Origin of the sequence: Micrococcus lylae NBRC 15355, assembly GCF_001570885.1 — a bacterium.
Classification (GTDB): Bacteria; Actinomycetota; Actinomycetes; order Actinomycetales; family Micrococcaceae; genus Micrococcus; species Micrococcus lylae.
Map to the genome: position 1 here is coordinate 1 of NZ_BCSN01000006.1, position 24,344 is coordinate 24,344.

The 24,344-nt window shown below is 70.3% G+C and carries 23 protein-coding genes and 1 pseudogene; 16 read left to right on the forward strand and 8 right to left on the reverse strand.

The window, feature by feature from the left end; translation table 11 throughout:
- Positions 1-136: 136 nt before the first annotated feature.
- The 9 genes from MLY01S_RS02505 (at position 137) to MLY01S_RS02545 (ending at position 12,341) form a co-directional block, all read left to right on the forward strand.
- Positions 137-1,981, forward strand: coding sequence for an ABC transporter family substrate-binding protein (locus MLY01S_RS02505; protein WP_067188994.1), 1,845 nt, complete (start codon positions 137-139; stop codon positions 1,979-1,981).
- Between the two features lie 167 nt (positions 1,982-2,148).
- A complete protein-coding gene (locus MLY01S_RS02510; protein ID WP_067188996.1) occupies positions 2,149-3,669 on the forward strand; it encodes an ABC transporter permease in 1,521 nt (506 codons plus the stop codon).
- Positions 3,670-3,674: 5 nt separating this feature from the next.
- Positions 3,675-4,934 (forward strand): ABC transporter permease, encoded by a 1,260-nt coding sequence (locus MLY01S_RS02515; protein WP_082739553.1) that lies wholly within the window; start codon positions 3,675-3,677, stop codon positions 4,932-4,934.
- Positions 4,935-5,095: 161 nt separating this feature from the next.
- Positions 5,096-6,799 carry an ABC transporter ATP-binding protein gene (locus MLY01S_RS02520; protein WP_369804939.1) on the forward strand — a complete coding sequence of 568 codons (1,704 nt, stop codon included), beginning with the start codon at positions 5,096-5,098 and terminating at the stop codon, positions 6,797-6,799.
- A 228-nt stretch (positions 6,800-7,027) separates the two neighbouring features.
- Positions 7,028-8,938 carry a translational GTPase TypA gene (gene typA / locus MLY01S_RS02525; RefSeq protein WP_067189000.1) on the forward strand — a complete coding sequence of 637 codons (1,911 nt, stop codon included), beginning with the start codon at positions 7,028-7,030 and terminating at the stop codon, positions 8,936-8,938.
- 9 nt (positions 8,939-8,947) lie between these two features.
- Positions 8,948-9,418, forward strand: coding sequence for a hypothetical protein (locus MLY01S_RS02530; protein WP_127913484.1), 471 nt, complete (start codon positions 8,948-8,950; stop codon positions 9,416-9,418).
- 53 nt (positions 9,419-9,471) lie between these two features.
- Positions 9,472-9,798: a ferredoxin gene (gene fdxA, locus MLY01S_RS02535; RefSeq protein ID WP_067189004.1), complete on the forward strand. Its 327-nt coding sequence runs from the start codon at positions 9,472-9,474 to the stop codon at positions 9,796-9,798.
- A 4-nt stretch (positions 9,799-9,802) separates the two neighbouring features.
- Positions 9,803-10,969 carry a succinyldiaminopimelate transaminase gene (gene dapC / locus MLY01S_RS02540; protein WP_067189006.1) on the forward strand — a complete coding sequence of 389 codons (1,167 nt, stop codon included), beginning with the start codon at positions 9,803-9,805 and terminating at the stop codon, positions 10,967-10,969.
- A 91-nt stretch (positions 10,970-11,060) separates the two neighbouring features.
- Positions 11,061-12,341 (forward strand): citrate synthase, encoded by a 1,281-nt coding sequence (locus MLY01S_RS02545; protein WP_067189008.1) that lies wholly within the window; start codon positions 11,061-11,063, stop codon positions 12,339-12,341.
- Between the two features lie 117 nt (positions 12,342-12,458).
- Here the strand turns inward: MLY01S_RS02545 and dapD are convergent, their stop codons facing one another.
- Positions 12,459-13,418, reverse strand: a complete 960-nt coding sequence (gene dapD, locus MLY01S_RS02550) for a 2,3,4,5-tetrahydropyridine-2,6-dicarboxylate N-succinyltransferase (RefSeq protein ID WP_067189010.1) — start codon at positions 13,416-13,418, stop codon at positions 12,459-12,461.
- Positions 13,419-13,525: 107 nt separating this feature from the next.
- Between dapD and dapE the strand changes: the two genes are divergently transcribed.
- The gene (gene dapE, locus MLY01S_RS02555) at positions 13,526-14,692 is read left to right on the forward strand and encodes a succinyl-diaminopimelate desuccinylase (RefSeq protein WP_067189012.1); all 1,167 of its coding nucleotides are present in this window, start codon (positions 13,526-13,528) and stop codon (positions 14,690-14,692) included.
- 155 nt (positions 14,693-14,847) lie between these two features.
- On the opposite strand, the gene MLY01S_RS02560 is transcribed toward dapE, so the two are convergent.
- The 4 genes from MLY01S_RS02560 to MLY01S_RS02575 form a co-directional block, all read right to left on the reverse strand.
- A complete protein-coding gene (locus tag MLY01S_RS02560; RefSeq protein WP_067189014.1) occupies positions 14,848-15,717 on the reverse strand; it encodes an amino acid ABC transporter permease in 870 nt (289 codons plus the stop codon).
- Positions 15,714-16,394: an amino acid ABC transporter permease gene (locus MLY01S_RS02565; protein ID WP_067189016.1), complete on the reverse strand. Its 681-nt coding sequence runs from the start codon at positions 16,392-16,394 to the stop codon at positions 15,714-15,716. Before MLY01S_RS02565 ends, MLY01S_RS02560 begins: the two co-directional genes overlap by 4 nt.
- Before the next feature lie 126 nt (positions 16,395-16,520).
- Positions 16,521-17,402 (reverse strand): glutamate ABC transporter substrate-binding protein, encoded by an 882-nt coding sequence (locus MLY01S_RS02570; RefSeq protein ID WP_067189018.1) that lies wholly within the window; start codon positions 17,400-17,402, stop codon positions 16,521-16,523.
- Between the two features lie 62 nt (positions 17,403-17,464).
- Positions 17,465-18,244, reverse strand: coding sequence for an amino acid ABC transporter ATP-binding protein (locus MLY01S_RS02575; RefSeq protein ID WP_067189020.1), 780 nt, complete (start codon positions 18,242-18,244; stop codon positions 17,465-17,467).
- Positions 18,245-18,336: 92 nt separating this feature from the next.
- Here MLY01S_RS02575 and MLY01S_RS02580 point away from each other — a divergent pair, with 92 nt between their 5' ends.
- The 3 genes from MLY01S_RS02580 (at position 18,337) to MLY01S_RS11970 (ending at position 19,727) form a co-directional block, all read left to right on the forward strand.
- Complete coding sequence (locus MLY01S_RS02580) at positions 18,337-19,119, forward strand: LOG family protein (RefSeq protein ID WP_067189022.1); 783 nt, start codon at positions 18,337-18,339, stop codon at positions 19,117-19,119.
- Complete coding sequence (locus MLY01S_RS02585; protein ID WP_067189024.1) at positions 19,116-19,445, forward strand: DivIVA domain-containing protein; 330 nt, start codon at positions 19,116-19,118, stop codon at positions 19,443-19,445. The genes MLY01S_RS02580 and MLY01S_RS02585 overlap by 4 nt, the downstream gene beginning before the upstream one ends.
- 111 nt (positions 19,446-19,556) lie before the next feature.
- The gene (locus MLY01S_RS11970) at positions 19,557-19,727 is read left to right on the forward strand and encodes a DUF3117 domain-containing protein (protein ID WP_070637713.1); all 171 of its coding nucleotides are present in this window, start codon (positions 19,557-19,559) and stop codon (positions 19,725-19,727) included.
- 144 nt (positions 19,728-19,871) lie between these two features.
- On the opposite strand, the gene MLY01S_RS02590 is transcribed toward MLY01S_RS11970, so the two are convergent.
- On the reverse strand, positions 19,872-20,522 hold the full coding sequence (locus tag MLY01S_RS02590) for an O-methyltransferase (RefSeq protein WP_067189026.1): 651 nt from the start codon (positions 20,520-20,522) through the stop codon (positions 19,872-19,874).
- A gap of 227 nt (positions 20,523-20,749) precedes the next feature.
- Between MLY01S_RS02590 and MLY01S_RS13105 the strand changes: the two are divergent.
- From MLY01S_RS13105 to MLY01S_RS02600, 3 genes and pseudogenes are all read left to right on the forward strand, one after another.
- A pseudogene (locus tag MLY01S_RS13105) lies at positions 20,750-20,842 on the forward strand (hypothetical protein); the annotation flags it as partial.
- Positions 20,843-20,881: 39 nt separating this feature from the next.
- Positions 20,882-21,754 (forward strand): hypothetical protein, encoded by an 873-nt coding sequence (locus MLY01S_RS13065; protein ID WP_280642899.1) that lies wholly within the window; start codon positions 20,882-20,884, stop codon positions 21,752-21,754.
- Between the two features lie 14 nt (positions 21,755-21,768).
- Positions 21,769-22,401 (forward strand): twin-arginine translocase TatA/TatE family subunit, encoded by a 633-nt coding sequence (locus MLY01S_RS02600; protein ID WP_227718835.1) that lies wholly within the window; start codon positions 21,769-21,771, stop codon positions 22,399-22,401.
- Positions 22,402-22,443: 42 nt separating this feature from the next.
- On the opposite strand, the gene MLY01S_RS02605 is transcribed toward MLY01S_RS02600, so the two are convergent.
- Complete coding sequence (locus MLY01S_RS02605; protein ID WP_067189030.1) at positions 22,444-23,595, reverse strand: Mrp/NBP35 family ATP-binding protein; 1,152 nt, start codon at positions 23,593-23,595, stop codon at positions 22,444-22,446.
- Positions 23,592-24,335 (reverse strand): DUF1003 domain-containing protein, encoded by a 744-nt coding sequence (locus MLY01S_RS02610; protein WP_067189032.1) that lies wholly within the window; start codon positions 24,333-24,335, stop codon positions 23,592-23,594. The genes MLY01S_RS02605 and MLY01S_RS02610 overlap by 4 nt, the downstream gene beginning before the upstream one ends.
- Positions 24,336-24,344: the final 9 nt, after the last annotated feature.

The window sequence follows — 24,344 nt, forward strand, 5'->3', positions numbered from 1 at the left end:
TGGTCCATCTCACGGAGTGGAACCTGAGGGGGTTCGCTCTCGCAGTGATTCGTCCACCGAGATCAGCCGGGGTCAGCCCGAAGGATCTCACCCCACTGAGATGCACTTCGCACCTTTGATGATTGGAGTGACTTCCATGAAGTACACCAAGCTCTCTGCGGCTGCGGCTCTCGCCGCAGGTTCCGCTCTGTTCCTCTCCGCCTGCGCCCCGGCCGGCCCGGCCGACGAGAACGGCGACGGCAACGGCTCCGGCGAGAACGGCGGCGGCCAGGAGGTCTTCACCGGCGAGAACGGTGAGAAGTACACCGTCGAGCCGAGCGACTCCGGCAAGGCCGACCTGGGCGAGGTCGAGCCCAAGGACGGCTCCGTGGCGTACTCCGTGGGCGAGGACGAGTTCTCCTCCTACAACGGTGTGCAGTCGAACACCTACAGCACCTACAACTCCGCCGTGGTGGACCGCCTGTTCTCCGGCTTCTTCTACTTCGGCACCGACGGCGAGATCATCCGCGACGAGACCTTCGGCACCTACGAGAAGGTCTCCGACGAGCCGCTGCAGGTGAAGTACACCATCGCGGACGACGCGAAGTGGTCCGACGGCACCGACGTCACCGCCCTGGACTTCCAGCTCCAGTGGGCCGCGGACAACGGCAACATCAAGAACGAGGACGACGGTCAGCTCTTCGACTCCGTCTCCTCCTCCATGGGCGACTACGTGGACGACATGCCGGAGGGCGACCCTGCCGGCAAGGAGTTCACCGTCACCTACAACGAGCCGTACGCCGACTGGGAGATCATGGTCTCCACCGCGCTCCCGGCCCACGTCGTGGCCCGCGAGGCCGGCATGTCCACCGAGGACCTGGCCAAGGCCATCGAGGAGAAGGACGCCAAGGCCCTGAAGCCGGCCGCCGAGTTCTGGAACGACGGCTGGGACTTCAAGCCGGGCGAGCTGCCGGAGGACGAGGACCTCATCCCGTCCATGGGCCCCTACAAGCTGAAGCAGGGCGGCTGGACCGCCGGCCAGTTCATCACCCTCGAGGTCAACGAGGACTACTGGGGCGAGAAGCCGGCCACCAAGGAGCTCGTCATCCGCTTCGCCGCGGCCGACACCCACGTGCAGGCGCTCCAGAACAAGGAGCTCGACGTCATCGAGCCGCAGGCCACCGTGGACACCCTGCAGCAGCTCGAGGGCCTGGGCGACCAGGTCGTCGTGCAGACCGGCGACCAGCTCACCTGGGAGCACCTCGACTTCAACCGCGGCGAGGGCTCGGTCTTCGCCGACTCCGCCGAGCTGCGCGAGGCGTTCGCCCTCTGCGTGCCCCGTCAGCAGATCGTGGACAACCTCATCAAGCCGATCAACGAGGACGCCGAGGTCATGAACCTCCGCGAGGTGTTCCCGTTCCAGGAGAACTACGACGAGGTCGTCGAGGCCGCCTACCCGAAGGAGATGGACGAGCCGAACATCGACAAGGCCAAGGAGCTGGTCGAGAAGTCCGGCGAGTCCAAGCCGAAGGTCCGCATCGGCTACAACTCGCCGAACCCGCGCCGCACCGAGATCGTCTCCATGATCAAGTCCTCCTGTGACGAGGCGGGCTTCGAGATCGTCGACGCCGGCAACGCGAACTTCTTCACCGAGGTGCTGCCGGCCGGCGACTTCGACGTCGCCCTGTTCGCCTGGGCCGGCTCCGGCCAGAAGGCCTCCGGTCGCAACATCTACCACTCGACCGGTGCCCAGAACGACATGCAGTACTCCAACCCGGACGTCGACGCCGCTTGGGACAAGCTGGCCGGCTCGCTGGACGAGAAGGTGCAGCTGGAGCAGGTCAAGGAGATCGAGAAGCTCCTGTGGGAGGACTACCAGGCCATCCCGCTGTTCGCCCACCCGGGCATCCTCGGCCAGGCCGCTGACCTCGCCAACGTCCGCGACACCGCGACCCAGTCCGGTGCCCTGTGGAACGTCGAGCAGTGGGTCCGCGTCCAGTGAGGACCCCCTGATTGCAGGTGTCACGGCTCTCACCGTGTAGTGTGCTGTGACACCTTGACACTCACGGTGTGAAGGGCCCGACCGCCCCGCGGTCGGGCCCTTCCCCGTGAACCCGCTGAACGCGGGCCTCCCCACCCATCGCTGAGCACGGAAGGTCACCCCCTGTTGTGCTGAAATTCATCCTCAAGCGCCTCGGCAGCTCGTTCCTCGTGCTGTTCGGCGCATCGATCCTCCTCTTCGTCCTCGTCGTGAACTCGGGCGACCCCCTCAAGGACCTGCGCGAGTCGCAGAGCGAGAACCGCGAGCAGCTGATGCAGGCGCGCATCAACTACATGAACCTGGACGAGCCCTGGTACTCGCGCTACTTCATCTGGCTGCGCGGCGTCGCCGGCTGCCTCAGGGGCGCCTGCGACCTCGGCACCAACCGCGGCGGTCAGCAGGTCAACGATCTGCTGGCCAATGCGGCCTCGTCCACCCTCCGCCTCGTGGTCCTCGCCACCGTGCTCGCGATCATCATCGGCATCGCGGTCGGCATCATCACGGCGATCCGCCAGTACTCCGGCCTCGACTACGCCGTGACGCTGCTGATCTTCCTGTTCTTCTCCCTGCCGGTCTTCTGGGCCGCCGTGCTCCTGAAGGAGTACATGGCCATCGGCTACAACAACTGGATCGCCGACCCCACGCTGAACTGGACATACATCATCATCGGGGCGCTCCTGGCCGGTCTGGTCGTGCAGGCCGCGATGGCAGGGAACGCCAAGCGCCGTCTTCTCACCTTCGCGGTGGTCGCCGGCTTCATCCTGGTGATCTTCCCGACCCTGCACGCCCTGGACTTCTGGCGCCGCCCGGTCATGGGCCCGCTGGTCCAGCTGGCCATCGGCCTCGCCGCCGCCGTCGCGTTGACCGCCCTGATCGCCGGCCTGAAGAACCGCAAGGTGCTCTACTCCGCGCTGGTGACCGTCGCCGTGGGCATGGTCAGCTACTACGCCACCTACGGCCTGCTGATGAACAACCCGTCCTGGCTGCTCCTGCTGGGGCTGGGCATCATCGCCGTCCTGGTCGGCATCCTGATCGGCCGCCTCATGGGCGGCTTCTCCAAGGGCACCGCCGCAACCGCCTCCGCGATCACCGCCGTGGTCATGGGCGTGTTCATCGTCATGGAGCACATGACGAACTACTGGCCCGCTCTGCTGCGTGCCAAGCCGCGTCCGGTCGCCACCATCGGCTCCGAGACCCCCGGCATGGACGCCCACTTCTGGGTGGAGTTCATGGACAAGGGCACCCAGCTGCTGCTGCCGACCGTGCTGCTGACCATCGTCTCCGTGGCCACCTACTCCCGCTACACCCGCTCCTCCATGCTGGAGGTCTCGCGTCAGGACTACATCCGCACCGCCCGGGCCAAGGGCCTGGGTGAGCGCCAGGTGATCCTGAAGCACGCCTTCCGCAACTCGCTGATCCCGATCACCACCATCATGGCCTTCGACTTCGCGGGCCTGATCGGCGGCGCCGTGATCACCGAGCGCGTGTTCGGCTGGAAGGGCATGGGTGAGCTGTTCGCCACCGGCCTGGACCAGGTGGACCCGGCCCCGGTCATGGCCTTCTTCCTGGTCACCGGCACCGCCGCCGTGCTCATGAACCTCGTGGCGGACGTCCTGTACGCCATCCTCGACCCCCGGATTCGAGTGTGATCGCGATGACGCAGAACAACACCACCGCGCCCACAGAGGCGCAGAAGGCGTTCGACCTCGCCGAGGCCGAGGACGCCAAGCTCCGTCAGAAGACGGGGAAGTCCTTCTCCCAGGGCCAGCTGGTCCGGAAGCGCTTCTTCAAGCACCGCGCGGCGATGATCTCCACCGTCGTGCTGATCGTGATCACCGTGTTCGCCTTCACCTCGATCGGCTTCGGCCCGATCCCGGGCTGGTGGGACAAGTCCTACCTGGCCGCCGGCAACGTGATCAACGGCGGCAAGCCGACCCTGTCGGTCGTGCCGGAGTTCCTGGGCGGGGAGGGCCTGCGCTGGGGCGAGCACCCGTTCGGCCAGGACTCGTCCGGCAAGGACTGGTTCGCCCTCGTGATGCGCGGCACCCAGCAGTCGCTGATCATCGCCGTGATCGTGGGCCTGGTGTCCACCGCCATCGGTGCGCTGGTCGGCGCCCTCTCCGGCTACTTCCGCGGCTGGGTGGACTCGCTGCTGATGCGCCTGACGGACCTGATCATCGTGATCCCGCTGCTCGTGCTGGCCGCCGTGCTCGGCAAGATGTCCAACAATCTGCCGGGCGGCATCATCCCGCTGGCCATCGTCCTGGGCCTGGTGTCCTGGACCTCCCTGGCCCGCCTGGTCCGCGGTGAGGTCCTCTCGCTGCGGGAGAAGGAGTTCGTCTCCGCCGCCGTGGCCATGGGCGCCAAGCCCGGCCGCGTCATCTTCAAGCACCTGCTGCCGAACACCATCGGCGTGATCGTGGTGAACGCGACCTTCGCGATCGCCGGCGCGGTGCTCCTGGAGACCTCCCTGTCCTTCCTGGGCTTCGGCGTCCAGCCGCCGGAGTCCTCGCTCGGCCTGCTGATCTCCCAGTACCAGAACGCGTTCACCACGCGCCCCTGGCTGTTCTGGTGGCCCGGCATGCTGATCCTGGCGATCGCCCTGTCCGTGAACTTCCTCGGCGACGGCCTCCGTGACGCCTTCGACCCGCGTCAGGGCGGCGGTGCCCGCAAGAAGAAGGGCTTCCTTGGCTTCTCCGGCCGCAAGAAGGCCCTGGACGAGGCCACCGCCTCCACCACGCCGGCCGCTGCCGCCACCGCCTCCGGCGGTGCTGTGGCCACGGACGTCAAGCCCACGGCCACGACGACCGCCGGTGAGGGCCCCAACGACGCCCCCGCGTCCGCCGAGGGGCCGATCGCCCGTGTGGACAAGAACACCGACCGCGGCCATCCCGGCACCCCGCGTGGTCAGTGACACGAGCTGAGAAGGAAGTGCATTCCATGTTCGGAAAGAAGAAGAACGACGCCGCCGCGGCGGCGCAGGGCGCATCCGCCCAGGGCACCCCGACCGGCTCGACCGCTGCCGACGCCCCGCAGGGCGGGGGCGGCCCCGTCGCCGGCCCGACCACCACGGCCATGGGCATCGTGAAGCGCCACGACAACCTCGGCGGCCAGCCGGTCCTGTCCTTCACGGACGTCGACGTCAAGTTCGACACCGAGTTCGGCCAGGTCCACGCCGTCAAGGGCGTCACGTTCGACGTGAAGCCCGGCGAGGTCGTCGCCCTGGTGGGCGAGTCCGGCTCCGGCAAGTCCGTGACCAGCTCCACCGCCATGGGCCTGCTGCCGGGCAACGCGGACATCACCGGCTCGGTGAAGCTCGCCGGCGAGGAAGTGCTCAGCATGAGCCCCGCCAAGCTGCGCAGCGTCCGCGGCAAGGACATCGCCATGGTGTTCCAGGAGCCGATGACCGCGCTGAACCCGGTGCTCACGGTCGGCGACCAGCTGACCGAGTCCATCCAGCTGCACGGCCTGGCCTACGGCACCGAGGCGGACAAGATGGCCGTCGAGCTGCTCACCATGGTGGGCATCCCGGACGCCCACAACCGCCTGAAGCAGTACCCACACCAGTTCTCCGGCGGCCAGCGCCAGCGCATCGTCATCGCGATGGCCATCAGCTGCTCGCCGAAGGCGATCATCGCGGACGAGCCGACCACCGCGCTCGACGTGACCGTGCAGGCCGAGATCCTCGAGCTGCTGCGGTCGCTGAAGAACAAGATGAACACCGGCATCCTGCTGATCACGCACAACATGGGCGTGGTGGCGGACATGGCCGACCGCGTCTGCGTGATGCTGCACGGCGAGCTGGTGGAGTCCGGTCCGGTGCACCAGGTGATGCAGCACCCGCAGCACCCCTACACCCAGCGCCTGCTCTCCGCCGTCCCGCGCCTGGGCACCTCCTTCGAGGTGGCCGAGCCGGAGACCGTGACCGCGACCCAGACCAAGGCGAAGTACGCGATCGAGGCGGAGGGCCTGTGCCTGGAGTACGACCACCGCGGCAAGAAGAACCGCGTGGTCCATGACGTGTCCTTCTCCGTGGCGCCCGGCGAGATCATGGGCCTGGTGGGCGAGTCGGGCTCCGGCAAGTCCACCATCGCCCGCTCGGTCCTCGGCCTGCTGCCGGTGGCCTCGGGCTCGCTGAAGATCTACGGCCAGGAACTGGCCTCCATGCCGGTCAAGGAGCAGCGTGCCCTGCGCAAGCGCATCGGCGTGGTGTTCCAGGATCCGGCGGCCTCGCTGGATCCCCGCTTCCCGATCGGCGACGTCATCACCGAGCCGATGGTGGTCCACGGCGTGGGGGACAGGAAGGCACGCCTCGAGCGGGCCTACGAGCTGCTCGACGCCGTGAAGCTGCCGCGCTCCGTGGTGAACCGGTACCCGCATGAGCTCTCCGGCGGTCAGCGCCAGCGCATCTCGATCGCCCGCGCGCTGACCCTGGACCCGGACGTCCTCATCGCGGACGAGCCGACCTCGGCCCTCGACGTGTCCGTCCAGGCCGCCGTGCTGGACATGTTCGCCGATCTGCAGTCCCGCTACGAGTTCGCCTGCCTGTTCGTCTCGCACGACCTCGCGGTGGTGGACATGCTGGCGCACAAGGTGCTCGTGCTCAAGGACGGCCGCGAGGTCGAGAAGGGCCTCACGGACGACGTGCTGCACAACCCGCAGGCCGAGTACACCCAGCGTCTGCTGGCCGCGGCCCCGGTGCCGGACCCGGACGAGCAGGCCGAGCGCCGCCAGGCGCGCCGTGAGCTGCTCGCCTCCTTCGGCGAACACGCCTACTGATCCACATCGGATCCCCTGACGCCGCACCACAGCGGGCCGCACCACAGCGGCAGGCGACGACGGTCGGGCACCCGCCCGGCCGTCGTCGCCGTCTCTGCGGGGGCCTCACCGAGCGGTGACGTTCCGCACCGCCCGACCACGACGGCGGCCCCACGCGCGTACAATCTCACGGGGGCCGCCGTCGGCGTGTTCCCCGAGCATTCCTCCACCCTCCCGGACAGGACCTTCATGACCTCGAATCCGACCGCCCGCACCGACCTGCGCAATGTGGCCATTGTGGCCCACGTGGACCACGGCAAGACCACGATGGTGGACGCGATGCTGCGCCAGACGGGCGCCTTCTCCACGCACGGCGAGGTCCAGGAGCGCGTCATGGACTCCGGTGACCTGGAGAAGGAGAAGGGCATCACGATCCTGGCCAAGAACACCACCGTGTTCTACTCCGGTCCGTCAGCACCGGAGGGCCAGACCGTGACCATCAACGTCATCGACACCCCGGGCCACGCCGACTTCGGCGGCGAGGTGGAGCGCGGCCTGTCCATGGTGGACGGCGTCGTGCTGCTGGTGGACGCCTCCGAGGGCCCGCTGCCGCAGACCCGCTTCGTCCTCCGCAAGGCCCTGGCCGCCAAGCTCCCCGTGGTGCTGGTGGTGAACAAGACCGACCGCCCGGACGCCCGCATCGACGGCGTGGTCTCCGACTCCATGGACCTGCTGCTGGGCCTGGCCTCGGACCTGGCCGAGGAGGTCGAGGACCTGGACCTGGACGCCGTGCTGGACGTGCCGGTGGTCTACGCCTCCGGCAAGGCCGGCCGTGCCTCCCTCGAGCAGCCGGCCGACGGCTCCCTGCCGGAGTCTGAGGACCTCGAGCCGCTGTTCAACGTCATCATGGAACGCGTCCCGGCCCCGACCTACGACGACGGCGAGGTCCTGCAGGCGCACGTCACCAACCTGGACGCCTCCCCGTTCCTCGGCCGCCTGGCGCTGCTGCGCATCTTCAACGGCACCCTGAAGAAGGGCCAGCAGGTGGCGTGGGCCCGGCAGGACGGCACCACCAAGACCGTGAAGATCACCGAGCTGCTGGCCACCAAGGGCCTGGAGCGTGTGCCCGCCGAGCAGGCCGGTCCGGGGGAGATCGTGGCCGTCGCCGGCATCGAGGACATCATGATCGGCGAGACCCTCACGGACGTGGAGAACCCGAAGCCGCTGCCGCTGATCACCGTGGACGACCCGGCGATCTCCATGACCGTCGGCATCAACACCTCCCCGCTGGCCGGCCGCGTCAAGGGCGCCAAGGTCACCGCGCGCCAGGTGAAGGACCGCCTGGACAAGGAGCTCATCGGCAACGTGTCCCTGAAGGTCCTGCCGACCGAGCGTCCGGACGCCTGGGAGGTCCAGGGCCGCGGCGAGCTCGCCCTGGCCATCCTGGTGGAGCAGATGCGCCGTGAGGGCTTCGAGCTGACCGTGGGCAAGCCGCAGGTGGTCACCCGGACCGTGGACGGCAAGGTCCACGAGCCGATGGAGCACATGACCATCGACATCCCCGAGGAGTTCATGGGCGCCGTCACCCAGCTGATGGCCGCCCGCAAGGGCCGCATGCAGGAGATGTCCAACAACGGCACCGGCTGGATCCGCATGGAGTTCCTGGTGCCGGCCCGTGGCCTGATCGGCTTCCGCACCCGCTTCCTCACCGAGACCCGCGGCGCGGGCATCGCCTCCTCCTATGCGGCCGGCTACGAGCCGTGGGCGGGGGAGATCGAGTACCGCACCAACGGCTCCCTGGTGGCGGACCGCGCCGGCTCGGCCACGCCGTTCGCCATGATCAACCTGCAGGAGCGGGGCACCTTCTTCATCAAGCCCGGCTCCGAGGTGTACGAGGGCATGATCGTGGGGGAGAACTCGCGTGCGGAGGACATGGACGTGAACATCACCAAGGAGAAGAAGCTCACCAACATGCGCTCGGCCACCGCCGACTCCTTCGAGGGCCTGACCCCGCCGACCCTCCTCACCCTGGAGGAGTCCCTGGAGTTCGCCCGCGAGGACGAGTGCGTGGAGATCACCCCGGAGCACATCCGCCTCCGCAAGGTGATCCTGGACGCCAACGACCGTCTCAAGGCCGCACGCGCCCGTGCCCGTGCCTGACCCGGACGCATGAGTCCGGCATCTGTGCGCCCGTCCGTCTCCCGGCGGCCGGCCTCCCGACGACGGACCGGCGCCCTGGTAGGGGCCGTCGCCCTGGGCGTGGGCGTGGGTCTGCTGGGGACCGTGCTGCATCTGCAGCTGTGGGCCCCGACCGGCACCTGGACGCTGCCGTGGGGCGCCGCGCTCGCCCTCGTCTTGGTCGGTTCCACCCAGCTGTGGTGGAGCCGCCGGGTCGCCTGGCCGGTGGCCGGGGGTCTGCTGGGTGCCGTCGCGTTCACCGCGGCGTGGGCGCTGCAGCTGCTGCCCGGACACGACGACCTCGGCCTGCCCTGGCATGCCCGCCTGCTCGAGGTGTTGCCGGGGGCGATGCTCGCCTCCGGGCTGTGGCTGCTGGGCCTGCCGCTCGTGGTGGTGTCCGTGCTGGTCGTGGCCGGCCGGGAGCACCGTCGCAGACCGCGTGCCGTGCCGGTCGCAGAGTAGGCTGGGACGCCGAGAGACAAGACCGTGCCTGAAGGAAAGGTGAAGGGTCGGCCATGACCTATGTGATTGCCCTGCCGTGCGTGGACGTCAAGGACAAGGCGTGCATCGAGGAGTGCCCCGTGGACTGCATCTACGAGGGCGAGCGCTCCCTGTACATCCACCCGGACGAGTGCGTGGACTGCGGTGCCTGCGAGCCGGTCTGCCCGGTGGAGGCCATCTACTACGAGGACGACACGCCCCAGGAGTGGGCCGAGTACTACAAGGCGAACGTCGAGTTCTTCGACGACCTGGGCTCGCCGGGCGGCGCAGCCAAGATGGGCCTGATCCCGAAGGACCACCCGATCATCGCCGCCCTGCCCCCGCAGAACCAGGACGCCTGAGCGTATGCGCACCCTCCCGGACTACCCGTGGGACACGCTCACCCCGTACCGTGAGCGCGCCGCGCAGCACCCCGGCGGCACCGTGGACCTGTCGATCGGCACCCCGGTGGACCCCGCGCCGGAGCTGATCCGGGAGGCGCTCACCGCCGCGTCGGACGCGCACGGCTACCCGACGACCCACGGCACCGCCGAGGTGCGCGAGGCGATCGTCGCCTGGTATGCCCGGCGCCGCGGCGTGGAGGGCCTGGACCCACAGGCCGTGCTGCCCACGGTGGGCTCGAAGGAGTTCATCGCCTGGCTGCCGACGCTGCTGGGACTGGGCGCCGGGGACGTGGTCGTCCGCCCGTCGGTGGCCTATCCGACCTATGACATCGGCGCCCTGCTCTGCGGGGCCGAGGCCGTGGCCGCCGACGACCTGGACGAGCTGGACGAGTCCGTGCGCTCCCGGGTGAAGCTGGTCTGGACCAACTCGCCGGCCAACCCGACCGGTGCGGTGCTGGACGTGCCCGCGCTGAAGCGGATCGCGGACCAGGGCCGCGCCCTCGGTGCGATCGTGTGCGCGGACGAGTGCTACGCCGAGCTCGGCTGGGACCGCTGGGACGACGCCGAGCACGGCGGCACCGGTCAGCAGGTGCCCTGCCTGCTGGACCCGGCCGTCTCCGGCGGCGAGCCGACCGGCCTGCTCAGCGTCTATTCGCTGTCCAAGCAGTCGAACCTGGCCGGCTACCGCGCGGCGTTCGCCGTCGGCGACCCGCAGCTGATCGCCACGCTCGTGAACACCCGCAAGCACGCGGGCATGATCGTGCCGGGACCGGTCCAGCACGCCATGGCCGTGGCGCTCGGCGACGACGCCCACGTCGAGGAGCAGAAGGCCCGCTACCGCCGTCGTCGGGAGGTTCTGCTGCCGGCGCTGCGCGGTGCCGGGTACACCGTCGACTCCTCTCAGGCCGGCCTGTACCTGTGGACCCGTCGGTCCGACGTGGACCCGGCTGTGGCCACCGCGGACGACTCCTGGGCGCTGCTGGGCGAGCTGGCGGACCTGGGCATCGTGGCCGGTCCGGGCGTCTTCTACGGCGAGGCCGGTAACGGCTACGTGCGTGTGGCGCTCACCGCGCCGTGCGCGGCCGTGGACGAGGCCGCCCGGCGGCTGGATTCCGCCGCCCGTGGCTGACTTGGTAGGTTAGGAGGCGGTCGGCATCCGTGTCGGCGAGCATCCCGACGCCTTCGTGCAGGCGTCACCACTGAAGATGAGGAAGTGCACCGTGACTGAGAACGCCTCCGCTCGACTCACCGTCGGCGAGAAGACGCTCGACCTGCCCGTCGAGGAGTCCACTGTCGGCACCGAAGCGTTGAGCATCGCTCCGCTGCTGAAGGAGACCGGCAAGGTCACCTACGACCCGGGCTTCATGAACACGGCGAACACCAAGTCCGCCATCACCTTCATCGACGGCGACGAGGGCATCCTGCGCTACCGCGGCTACGCCATCGAGGACCTGGCCGAGAACTCGACCTTCATGGACGTGGCCTACCTGCTCATCAACGGAGAGCTGCCGACCGCCGAGCAGTCCGAGTCCTGGGAGACCAACATCCTGCGCCACAACATGGTGCACGAGGACCTCAAGTCCTTCTTCGCCGGCTTCCCGCGCGACGCCCACCCGATGCCGGTGCTCTCCTCCGCCGTCTCCGCGCTCTCCACCTTCTACGCGGACTCCCTGGACCCGTTCGACGAGGACCAGGTGCACATCTCCACCGTGCGCCTGCTCGCGAAGCTGCCGGTGCTGGCCTCCTACGCCTTCAAGAAGTCGCTGGGCCAGCCGATGATGTACCCGCACAACGACCTCAACTACGTCGAGAACTTCCTGCGGCTCTGCTTCGGCGTCCCCGCCGAGGAGTACGAGATCGACCCGGACATGGTCAAGGCCCTGGACCTGCTGCTCATGCTGCACGCGGACCACGAGCAGAACTGCTCCACCTCCACCGTGCGCCTGGTGGGCACGGCCCACGCGAACATGTTCGCCTCGGTCTCCGCCGGCATCAACGCCCTCTACGGTCCGCTGCACGGCGGCGCCAACGAGGCCGTCCTGAACATGCTCCGCTCCATCCAGGCCGAGGGCATCAAGCCCGAGGACTTCATGGAGAAGGTGAAGAACAAGGAGGACGGCGTCCGGCTGATGGGCTTCGGCCATCGCGTGTACAAGAACTACGACCCGCGCGCCAAGATCATCAAGAAGACCGCCACCGACATCCTCTCCAAGGTCGGCGGCAACGACGAGCTGCTCGAGATCGCCCAGCGCCTCGAGGAGAAGGCCCTCGCGGACGACTACTTCGTGGAGCGCAAGCTCTACCCGAACGTGGACTTCTACACCGGTGTCATCTACAAGGCGATGGGTTTCCCGGAGAAGATGTTCACCGTCCTGTTCGCCCTCGGCCGCCTGCCCGGCTGGATCGCCCAGTGGCGGGAGATGATCGAGGATCCGGCCACCAAGATCGGCCGTCCGCGCCAGGTCTACACCGGCCACGACCTGCGCACGGTCAAGGGCTGACGCCCCGGCCGCCCGAACGCGTGAAGGGGCCCGGAATCCGCCACGGATTCCGGGCCCCTTCCGTGTGTGCGCCGCGCGCGGAGGCGGATGCGGACCGCCCGGCGCGCGAACGACGGGTCAGTTGGCGTGCAGCGCGTCGTTGAGCTCGACGGTGCGGCCGGCGCGGGGAAGGACCTCCACCACGCCGGAGGTGGAGTTGCGGCGGAACAGCAGGTTCGGGACGCCGGAGAGCTCCACGGCCTTCACCACGGTCGGCTCCTCGCCCTCGCGCAGGACGGTGACGCGGGTGCCTGCGGTGACGTAGAGGCCGGCCTCCACCACGGAGTCGTCGCCGATCGAGATGCCGATGCCGGCGTTCGCGCCGACGAGCACACGCTCGCCGACCTTCACCTTCTGGGTGCCGCCGCCGGAGAGGGTGCCCATGATGGACACGCCTCCGCCGAGGTCGGAGCCGTCGCCCACCACCACACCGGCTGCGATGCGGCCCTCGACCATGGAGGTGCCCAGCGTGCCGGCGTTGAAGTTCACGAAGCCCTCGTGCATCACGGTGGTGCCGGCGGCCAGGTGGGCACCGAGGCGGACGCGGTCGGCGTCGCCGATGCGCACGCCGGAGGGCACCACGTAGTCGGTCATGCGCGGAAACTTGTCCACGCCGTAGACGTTGACGGTGCCGCGGGCACGCAGCTTGGCGCGGGTGAGCTCGAAGCCCTCCACGGGGCACGGACCGAAGTTGGTCCAGACGACGTTGGTGAGCAGGCCGAAGACGCCGTCCAGGTTGACCTCGTTGGGGCGAACGAGGCGGTGGGAGAGGGCGTGCAGGCGCAGCCAGGCGTCCAGGGCGTCGGCGGGGGCGGCGTCCAGGTCGGCGGTGACCGCGACGACCGCCTGGGTCGTGCCGCGGTCGGCGTCGTCCGCTGCGGCGGCCTGCAGGGTGTCGGCCACGGAGGCGTCGGCGGCGGCAAGGTCCCCGGCCACGGGGGCGGGGAACCAGACGTCCAGCACGGAGCCGTCGGCGGCGTGGGTGGCCAGGCCGTGGCCGGAGACGAGGCGGGCGGTGTTCTGCGCGGTGTCGGTCATACGGCCAGCCTAGCCAGTACGACGACGGCGCACGCTCCGCCCGTCTGCCGTCTCACCACACGGTCGTCCGCAGGGCGGGCAGGGCAGCAGGTTCCTAGACTGGCGCCATGGACACCACCACAGACACCCTGCACCCGTACGCCGGCCGTCCGGTGGACCTGCCGGACCTGGCCGCCGGCCCGGACGTGGCCGAGCTCACCGCGATCCTGCTGGACGCCTACTCGGTCTCCGACTGGGAGACGCCGCTCGCCGACGCCGTCGAGCAGGCGCTGTGCGCCCTGCCCAGGCTGGAGACGACGCGCATCGGCGACTGTGTGGTCGCCCGCACGGATCTGGGACTGCCGCAGCGTGTGATCCTGGCCGGCCACCTGGACACCGTGCCGCTGCCGACCGTGGAGGGCGCGCGCGGCACCGTCCCCTCGGCCTGGGACGGGGACGTCCTCTACGGCCGCGGCGCTGTGGACATGAAGTCGGGTGTCGCCGTGCAGCTGGCCCTGGCGGGCCTCGTCGGCGCGGAGGACGGGCCGGCTCCGGCCTATGACGTCACCTGGGTGTTCTACGACCATGAGGAGGTCGACGCGATGCGTTCCGGCCTGGCCCGTGTGGTGCGTGAGGCCTCAGAGCTGCTCGAGGCCGAGTTCGCTGTGCTCCTCGAGCCCACCGACGGAGTCGTCGAGGGCGGCTGCAACGGCACCAACCGGTACCGGGTGACCTTCCGCGGCGTCGCCGCCCACTCGGGCCGCGCCTGGCGCGGCCACAACGCCATCCACGACGCCGGGCAGCTGCTCACGGCGCTGACGGACTACGCGCCTGCCACGATCACCGTGGAGGGCCTGGAATACCGTGAGGGCTTGAACGCGATCCGCGTGACCGGCGGCGTGGCCGGCAACGTCATCCCGGACGCCTGCACGGTGGAGGTCAACTACCGCTTCGCCCCGGACAAGACCCTGGAGCAGGCCCATGCCCACGTCCGTGAGGTCTTCGAGGCCGCCGGGGTGGACTGGGACGGGCAGGTCGAGGTCACGGACGCCTCACCGGCGGCGCGCCCCGGGCTGGACCGGTCCGCGGCGGCGAGCTTCGTGGCCGCGGTCGGCGGCGAACCGAAGCCCAAGTACGGGTGGACGGACGTGGCCCGCTTCTCCGAGCTCGGCGTGCCCGCCGTGAACTTCGGCCCCGGAGACGCCCTGCTCGCCCACACGGACGACGAGCACGTCGGACGCGGGCAGGTGCACGCCTGCCTGCAGGCGCTGCGCGCCTGGCTGCTGGCCGGCTGAGCGGCCGAGCACCGCCGCTGGCGGCCCCGAGGCGACCCGGAGCCGATCCAGAGGCGATCCGGAGGCGATCCGGAGGCGACGGGGAGGCGACGGCGCCCTCACCTCCGTCCGAGAGGTGCCGGCGCCGTCGTCGTTCACCGCCCGGGCGGGCAGGCTCAGACCTTCACGGCCGAGGAGCCGGCACGCGGCTTGGTGCGGCCGGCGGTCTTGGACGAGAGCTTCGTGGACAGCAGGGTGGCCAGCCACGTGAGCAGGACGTTGATCACGATGAACACCACGGCGGCGACCACCAGGGTCTGCAGGATGTTGCCCTGGCCGGAGCCGAGCTGACGCGCGTACTGCAGCAGCTCGTAGAAGCCGATCAGGTAGCCGAGGGCGGAGTCCTTGAGGATCACCACGAACTGGCTGAGCAGGGACGGCAGCATCGCCACGAGGGCCTGCGGGACCTCCACAAGGCGCAGGGACTGGTTCGGTGTCATGCCGATCGCCGCGGCCGCCTCGCGCTGCCCCTTCGGCAGGGACTTCACGCCGGAGCGCACGAGCTCGGCGATCACCGCGCCGTTGTACAGCGTCAGCCCGACGATCACCGCGAAGTACGGGCCGTCGGCCGAGGGGATCACGCCGGCGCGGCCGAGCATGGCGAACACCTGGTAGAAGAACACCATCATCAGCAGCACGGGCACGGCGCGGAAGAACTCCACGACCACGCCCGAGACGGCGCGGATCGGCGCGTAGGGCGCCAGGCGGAGGAAGCCGAACACCAGGCCGAAGAGCACCGAGGTGACCACCGCGATCGCCGCGGACTGGAGCGTGAACTGCAGTCCCGGCAGGTAGTAGTTGGACCAGGCGTTGCCGTTGACGGCGCTGATCCAGCGCGAGGGCTCGAGCTGCCCGCGCTCGTTCAGCATGCCCAACACGATCCAGGCGACGATCGCCACGCCGATCAGCGCGACGACGTTGACGATCAACACGTTCCGGCGGGCCTTCGGGCCCGGAGCGTCGAAGAGGACGGACCGGGCGCTCATCGTGCCACCGCCAGACGGTCGGAGGCCCACGTGGTCAGCAGCCCGATGGGAATGACGATCAGGCAGAAGCCGACGGCGAAGGTCATGAAGATCGCCACCATGACGTCCGGCCGGAACTCGATCATCGTCTTCATCAGGACGGAGGCCTCGGCCACGGAGGCCGCGGCGGCGACGGTCGTGTTCTTGGTCAGCGCGATCAGGGTGTTGCCGATCGGCGTGATCGCGCCGCGCAGGGCCTGCGGGAGGATCACGAGGCGGGCGGCGGGCAAAAAGCCCAGGCCGATCGCCCGGGCGGCCTCGGCCTGCCCCTGAGGGACCGTGTTCACGCCGGAGCGGATCGCCTCGCACATGAACGCCGCGTGGTACAGCGAGAGCGAGATGACCGCGAAGATGAAGAAGTTCAGCGTGAAGTCGTCCGCGAACGTGATCTTCAGCTGCCCCCAGACGGCGAGCACGCCGATGAGCATGATGATCGTCAGCGGAGTGTTGCGGACGAGGTGCACGTAGGCGGTGCCGACGGCGCGCAGCGAGGCGACCGGCGAGATCCGGAACAGTGCCAGGACGACGCCGAGGACGAACGAGCCGATCGCCGCGAGGACGGTCAGCTTGATGTTCATCCAGAACGCGACCGGGATCTGCGAGCCGTACTGCTCGAAGAGGGTGGTCAGGGATTCCATGGGCCTTCCCAGGGGTGAGACAGGGGCGGACCGGACGGGCCGGCGGGTCCGTGCAGGACGCCGCCGACCCGGTCGGCTCCGTGGTGGTGGGTGGTCACCGGTGGTGGGCGATCACCGACGGCAGGATCAGTCGCAGGACTCGAACTCGGCGTCCGCGCCGGAGTTAAGCTCGTCGTCGGCCTCGTAGCCGGTGCCCTCGGTGTTGGACTTGAGCGCCTCCTCCCAGGCGCCCTCGTCCTTCATCTTCTGGATGGCGTCGTTGATCTGCTGGCAGGTGTCGTTGTCCTTGTTCAGGCCCACGCCGTAGCGCTCGACCGAGAACGGGTCGCCGACCACCTTGAACTTGCCCTTGTTGGCCTCGGTTCCCGCCAGGCCGGCGAGGATGATGTCGTCGGTGGTGACGGCGTCCACCTGGCCGGACTCGAGGTAGGTCACGCACTCGGCGTAGCCGCCCTGCTCCACGAGGTTCACGCCCTGGGAGTACTCGTCCTTGATCTTCTGCGCGGAGGTCGAGCCGGTGACCGAGCACAGGTTCTTTCCGTCCAGGGAGTCCGGGCCGGTGATCTCCTCCTCGTCCGCTCGGACCAGCAGGTCCTGTCCGGCCACGAAGTACGGACCGGCGAAGGCCACGCGCTCCTTGCGCTCGTCGGTGATGGAGTAGGTCGCGAAGATCATGTCGACCTCACCGTTCTCCAACGCGTTCTCGCGGTTGGCGGACGGGGTCTGGACCCAGGTGATGTCCGCCTCGTCCACGCCCATCTCCTTGGCGACGAACCTGGCGACCTCCACGTCGAAGCCGGTCGGGTCGTTGGAGCCCTCACGGAAGCCGAGGCCCGGCTGGTCGAACTTGATGCCGATGGTCAGCGACTCGCCGGAGCCGCCCTTCTTGGAGCCGTCGGCGGAGGAGCTCTCCTCGCTGCTCTCGGTGGCGGAGGGGGAGCAGGCGGACAGGGACAGTGCGGCCGCGGCGGCGACGGCGGTCAGGGAGAGGAACTTCTTGCGGGCCATGGTGGCCTCCTTGGGTGTCAGGTGCGGTGGTGTGGGGGTCGGGCCGGTGCCGGGTGCTCCGGTCAGTGGGTCAGGATCTTGCCGAGGAAGTCGCGGGCGCGGTCGTGCTGCGGGTTCGTGAAGAAGGACTCCGGGTCCGTGTCCTCGAGGATGGCGCCGTCGGCCATGAAGATCACGCGGTCGCCGGCCTTGCGTGCGAAGCCCATCTCATGGGTGACGACGACCATGGTCATGCCCTCCGTGGCGAGGCCGACCATCACGTCCAGCACCTCCTGGACCATCTCGGGGTCCAGGGCGGAGGTCGGCTCGTCGAAGAGCAGGGCCTTCGGCTCCATGGCGAGGGCGCGGGCGATGGCCACGCGCTGCTGCTGGCCGCCCGAGAGCTGGGCCGGCAGCTTCTTCGCCTGGTGGGCGACGCCGACCCGCTCGAGCAGCTCCATGGCGTGGGCCTCGGCGGCGGCCTTCTTCTTCCCCTTGACCCGGATGGGGCCGAGGGTCACGTTGTCGAGGATCGACTTGTGGGCGAAGAGGTTGAAGGACTGGAACACCATGCCGACCTCGGCGCGCAGGCGGGCCAGCTCGCGACCCTCCGCCGGGAGCGGCTTCCCGTCGATCAGGATGCGGCCGCCGTCGTCGATCGTCTCGAGGCGGTTGATGGTGCGGCACAGGGTGGACTTGCCGGAGCCCGAGGGGCCGAGCACGATCGCCACCTGCCCGCGCGGGATCGTCAGGTCGATGTCCTTGAGCGCGTGGAAGTCGCCGAAGTGCTTGTTGACGCCCTGCAGCTGGATGAGGGCGTCGGTCTCCGCGGCGGCGGAGGCCTCAGGTGTGCGCTGCGTCATAGTCGGGGAATATACCGAACGCCCGCAGGTTCTGCGCAGACCGACATCCGCACCGAGCCCCGATCGTCACGGTGCGCCGATAGGCTGGCGTCATGGCTGAGAACGACGACGTCCGCCGCCGGTGCCTCCGGCGCGGACCGCAGACCCTGCGGGGCGAGGCCGCCCGCCGGCCGACCTTCGACCAGATGCTGCTGGACACGCGCCGCCACGACGCCGCGGCGCCGCCGGCGGAGCAGGTCCACTCCACTGCCACGGACGCCTGGCGCGTGCTGCGCATCCAGTCCGAGTTCGTGGAGGGCTTCGGCACCCTGGCCGAGCTCGGCCCGGCCGTCTCCGTGTTCGGCTCCGCCCGCACCGGCGAGGGCACCGCGGAGTACGAGCTGGCCCGGGCGGTCGGCCGGGAGCTCGTCACCGCCGGGTATGCGGTGATCACCGGCGGCGGCCCGGGCGCGATGGCGGCTGCCAACCGCGGCGCCACCGAGGCCGAGGGGACCTCCGTCGGCCTCGGCATCGAGCTGCCCCACGAGCAGGGCATGAACGAATGGGTCGGCATCGGGATCGACTTCCGCTACTTCTTCGCGCGGAAAGTCATGTTCGTGAAGTACGCCCAGGGGTTCATCGTGGTCCCCGGCGGCATGGGCACCCTGGACGAGCTGTTCGAGGCGCTCACTCTGGTGCAGACCGGCACCGTCACCCGCTTTCCGATCGTCCTGGTGGGCCGAGAGTTCTGGGGTCCGCTCGTGGACTGGCTGCGAGACACGCTCGCCGCCCGCGGGATGATCTCGCCCGAGGACCTGGACCTCGTGTCGGTCGTGGACACCGCGCAGGAGGCGGTCGCGGCCGTGCGCGCCGTGGCCCAGGGGGAGCGCGCATGATGCTCCCGGTCTGGCTGACCCTGCTGGCCGCGGTGGCCGTGGTCGTCGCGGTCCTGGTGGCCGTGCTGGCCGGACGGTTCACCGCCCCGCTGCAGGACCCGCGAGACGGTGCTCCGGCGGCCCCGGTGCTGCTGCCGGACGAGCCCACGGCGGACGACGTGGACCACGTCCGCTTCGCGCACTCGGTGCCCGGCTACCACCGCGGGCAGGTGGACGCGACCGTCGCCCGCCTGCAGGAGGCGCTGCGCCGAAGCGAGGAGCGCATCGCGGTGCTGGAGGCGGACGGAGCAGGTCCGGTTAGCACCAGCGAGGAGAATCCTGGATAATGAACGTGTGACGGGCGACTCGCCGACAGGCGGCGAGCACGGGCCCGAGACGTCGCAGCCCTGCACCGGGCGGTCGTCGTCCTGAGCCGACCAGCAAGAAGGGAAGTCGCAATGGCCGCCATGAAGCCTCGTACGGGGGATGGCCCCATGGAAGTGACCAAGGAGGGCCGCAGCCTCATCATGCGAGTTCCGATCGACGGCGGTGGCCGCCTGGTCCTGGAGCTCAACAACGAGGAGGCCGCAGAGCTCAAGGAGTGCCTGGTGGGAGTCACCGAGGCCTGAGCCCCCGCGTCTGCACTTCAGACAGCGCGAGCCCCCGCCTTTCGACCGCACGGTCGAAAGGCGGGGGCTCGCTCGTGCTGGGGCCGCTGCAGCCGGGACCGATCCCAGGCTGTGGCAGGCCGGACCGGGGCCGCGTCACGGTCCTCAGCGGCGCACCGCCAGCAGCACGCCGGTGCCCGTGGCGACCAACGCCGAGTTCCAGGCCTCGTCCTCGCGGAGGGCGCGCTCGACCTGGCGGGCGGTGACGGTGGCCGGTTCGCGGACGGCCGGCTTGGGGACGCGGTCGTGGTCGAGCGCGTCGACGATCACCAGCAGGCCGCCACGGCGCAGCATGCGGCCGGCCTGGTCGACGTCGAAGGGCAGGGAAGCCGGGTCGCCGTCGAGGACGACCATGTCGTAGGAGCTACTGCTGAGGCGGGGGAGGACCGTCCGGGACCGGCCGGTGATCATGCGGGTGCGCTGGCTGGGCAGGCGCGCCTCGCTGAAGGCCTCGCGGGCGGCGCGCTGCGCGTCGCCGTCGGCGTCGAGCGTGGTGAGCACGGCGTTCGCGGGAAGACCCGCCATCAGGGCGAGGCCGGAGACGCCGGCGCCGGTGCCGACCTCCACCACTGCGGACGCGGAGCGCGTGGCGGCGAGCACGGTGAGCAGCGCCGAGGTGCCCGGGGTGACCGCCCGCAGACCGAGCTCGGCCGAGCGCTCACGGGCACGCTCCACGACCTCGCCCTCGACGGGACGGGACTCGGCATAGGCCCAGGAGGCGTGCTTGTCCGAGGGCTGGGGGCTGACGGCCTTCATGCTCACGTGTGCTGCTTCCTTCCGCGCTGGGCCCGGACCGGGCCACCGGTCCAGTGTACGGACCCCGGCGTGTCGCGTCCCGGCCCTCGTGGCCGCGGGGGTCTCGGGACCTTGGCGGCTCGGGTTCAGCCTTCTCCCAGTAGCGGCGACGAGAATAACAGGCACAGCGGGACGGCTCCGCACGACCGCCGTTCCGGACCGATCCAGGGAAGGAGGCGCTCGGACCGATGGCCCGCCATCCCCTGGGGCGCCTCGACGGATATCTTGAGGGCACCCTGAGCGGTCATCGCCGTCGGCGCGTCGCCTCCCATCTTCAGTCGTGTCCCTACTGCACCGACGCCGTTCGCGAGCGTGCCCGCGTGCTGGCCGCCGCCCGCCGCGTCGAACGCGACCACGCCCACGGCGTCACACCCGCCTCCCACGGCGTCACGCCCGCCGGCCATGGATCCACGGCCGCCGGTGCGACGCACCGCCAGAGCGTCGCCATGGCCGCCCAGGGCGTCTCGGGTCGGTTCGTGGTCGCAGGGCTCGGCGTCCTCGTCCTCGCCGCCGGCGCCCTGGCGGCCGTCTGGGTCGCCGGAGACCCGTCCGACGCGGCGTCGAGCCCCGACCTGGCGGACGCCCGCAGCATCGTCGCCGACGCCGAGTCCGAGGCGGACCCGGCCGCCTCCGCCGAGTCCGCAGGGGCTGCCTCGGCCGCGGTGGCGGCGGAGAACGGGGCGGCGATCCGCGCCCTGCGCCGCCAGGGCTGGGCGGTCCCGTCCCTGCAGACGGTCGGCCTGCGCCCCCAGGGCCTGGAGGTCGCCAGCGACCAGGATGTGGTGGAGGTCTCCGTGGACTGGTCGGACGAGGAGCGTACGGTGCATGTGCGCGAGTGCCGCAGTGCGGGCGAGCCTGCGGTCCCGGCCGCGTGTCCGGGCCAGGACGGCGCCCCGGCGGCCACCGAGGGCACCCTCCCAGTGGGGGTCACCTATCACGTGACCGCGGACGACGGCACAGACACCTGGACGGCGGTCCTGCCGGTGGGCCAGGCACGGTATGTGGTCACCTCGGACATGCCGCGCGAGCGCGTGGAGCAGCTGCTGTCCATGATGGTCCTGTCCGAGCGTTCGAGCGTGGCGGACGACCTGGGCGACCCGGACGAGATCACCGACCGTCTCGAACGCGGCATCGATCGCCTGCTCGGCTCGGTGGGACTGTCCACCGGCGTGGCCCGGGGCCCGGCCCTCTAGTAGAGTCAGAGCCTGTGAATATCGGTATCAACGGCGGCGAGTTCATCGTCCTCGTCCTCATCGCCCTTCTTGTGCTGGGTCCTGAGCGACTGCCCGAGTACACGAGGAAGTTCACGGACTGGCTCCGCTCCATGAAGGTCATGGCCGAAGGGGCGAAGGAGCAGTTCAAGGAGGAGACCGGCCAGGACTTCGACGAGATCGAGTGGCGCAAGTACGACCCGCGCCAGTACGACCCGCGCCGCATGATCCGCGAGGCGCTGCGCGAGCCCGTCGACTCCACCCGCGACACCGCCCGCAACGGCGTCCGTGCCGAGGACCTGCACGGCGGCCTGAGCCGTCAGGACATCAAGGACATGGACCCGCGGACGATCTTCCGCCCCTCAGGCGGCGGCTCGACCGCCGCCTCCGCGGCCACCGCAGAGACTGCGGCTCCCGCGGCCACCGCCGGGACCGCCGCATCCGGCGCCCCAGCAGCCGGGGGAGCGGCCGCCGTCGCCGCCGGAGGTGCCGCCGCCGCGCTCATGGGCTCCGGCCGTGCCGAGGCCGCGATGACGCAGGAGACCCCTGCTGCGCACCCGGACACCGAGCCGGATCCGCTGGACCTGCTCGGCAAGGCGCCCGCCCCGTTCGACGTGGACGCCACCTGACCCTCCTGTCGTCCTTCCCGACGACGGCCGGGCACGCCGCGGTCAGCGCGGGGACAGCGGCAGTCCGACGCCGCGCAGGCTGCGCGGGCGGACGGCCAGGCGTGCGGCGACCTGCTCCAGCGCCTGCGCCGCGGGGGAGGCGGCGGTCTCGGTGAGGACCACGGGCACGCCGTCGTCGCCGCCGGTGCGGACGGCCGGTTCGAGCGGGACGGTGCCCAGCAGCGGCACCTCGGCCCCGAGGGTCTGGGACAGGCGGTCGGCGACCTCCTGGCCGCCCCCGGCGCCGAAGACCTCCAGCACGGTGCCGTCCGGCAGGGTCATGGGGCCCATGTTCTCCACCACGCCGGCCACGCGCTGGCCGGTCTGCTTCGCCAGCTGCCCGGCACGGGCGGCGACCTGGGCGGCGGCGTGCTGCGGGGTCGTGACCACGATCAGCTCGGAGGTCGGCAGCAGCTGGGCGGCGGAGATCGCGATGTCCCCGGTGCCGGGCGGCAGGTCGATCAGCAGGACGTCCAGGTCGCCCCAGTAGACGTCGGTGACGAACTGCTCCAGGGCGCGGTGCAGCATGGGGCCGCGCCAGGCCACCGGTCGGTCCTCGTCCAGGAACATGCCGATCGAGATGACCTTCACCCCGTGCGCGACCGGCGGCAGGATCATGTCCTCCACGCGGGTCGGGGCGGCGTGGGTGCCGAGCAGGCCGGGGATCGAGAAGCCGTGGACGTCGGCGTCGATCAGTCCCACGGACAGCCCACGCCGGGCCAGCGCGACCGCGAGGTTGGCGGTGACGGTGGACTTGCCCACGCCGCCCTTGCCGGAGGCGACGCCGACCACCCGGGTGAGCGTGCCCTCTCCGAAGGGGTTGGCCGGACGGGAGCCGCGCAGTCGCTCCTGCAGGTCGCGGCGCTGCTCGGGGGTCATCACCTCGAGCCGCACCTCGGCTTCCGCGCAGCCGTCCAGGCCCTCGACGGCGGCCCGGGCGTCCGCCTCGAGCGTGCCCTTCAGCGGGCAGCCGGCGATCGTGAGGCGCAGCACGACCTCGAGCCGGCCCGGGGAGGACTCCCTGACGGAGGCGACCATGCCGAGCTCGGTGACCGGACGGCGGATCTCCGGGTCCTGCACCGCCGCCAGGGCGACGAGAGCGGCGGACTCGAGAGCCGTCGTCGGGGTGGAGGTGACGATCTCGGGGGCGCTCATGCCTGCGGTCCCTCCTGGGGGCGCTCGGCGGCTGCCTCGGCGGCCTCCTCGGCGGCCAGGAGCGCCAGCGTGGTGGTGGAGGTGTCCTCCGCGTCGGCGGGTCGAGTCCCGCGCTTCTTCTTGCCGGTCTTCTTGGCCGAGCCCTTCTTGGTGGTCTTCCTGTCCCGGTCCGCGGAGCGGGCCTCGAGGAGGTCGTTGCGGATCTCGTTGCGGATCTCCTCGCGCAGGGACTCGCGGAGCTGTTCGACGATGTCGTCGGACAGGCTGCGCATCTCGGAGCGCACGAAGTCACGGGTGGAGACGTCCTGCAGGGCTAGGCGCAGGCCCGCGATCTCGCGGGTGAGGTACTCGGTGTCCGCCAGGTTGCGCTCGGCGCGGTCGCGGTCCTCGCGCAGGGCCACCTTGTCACGGTCGTCCTGGCGGTTCTGGGCGAGCAGCAGCAGCGGGGCGGCATAGGAGGCCTGCAGCGAGAGCATCAGGGTCAGGGCGGTGAAGCCGATCGCGGCGTCGTCGAAGCGCAGGGACTCCGGACCCCAGGTGTTCCAGCCGAGCCAGAGGGCACAGAACAGCGTCATCCAGAGCAGGAACTGCGGCGTGCCCATGAAGCGGGCGAAGCCCTCGGTGGCCTCGCCGAAGGCGTCCGGGTTCGGGGAGAGGCGGGGCAGGCGGCGGCGGCGCGCGCTGAGCGGGGTGTCCAGTCCGGACTGGCGGGTGCGCGGGTCGTTCGCGTTCTCGGCCATGGGCGCTCC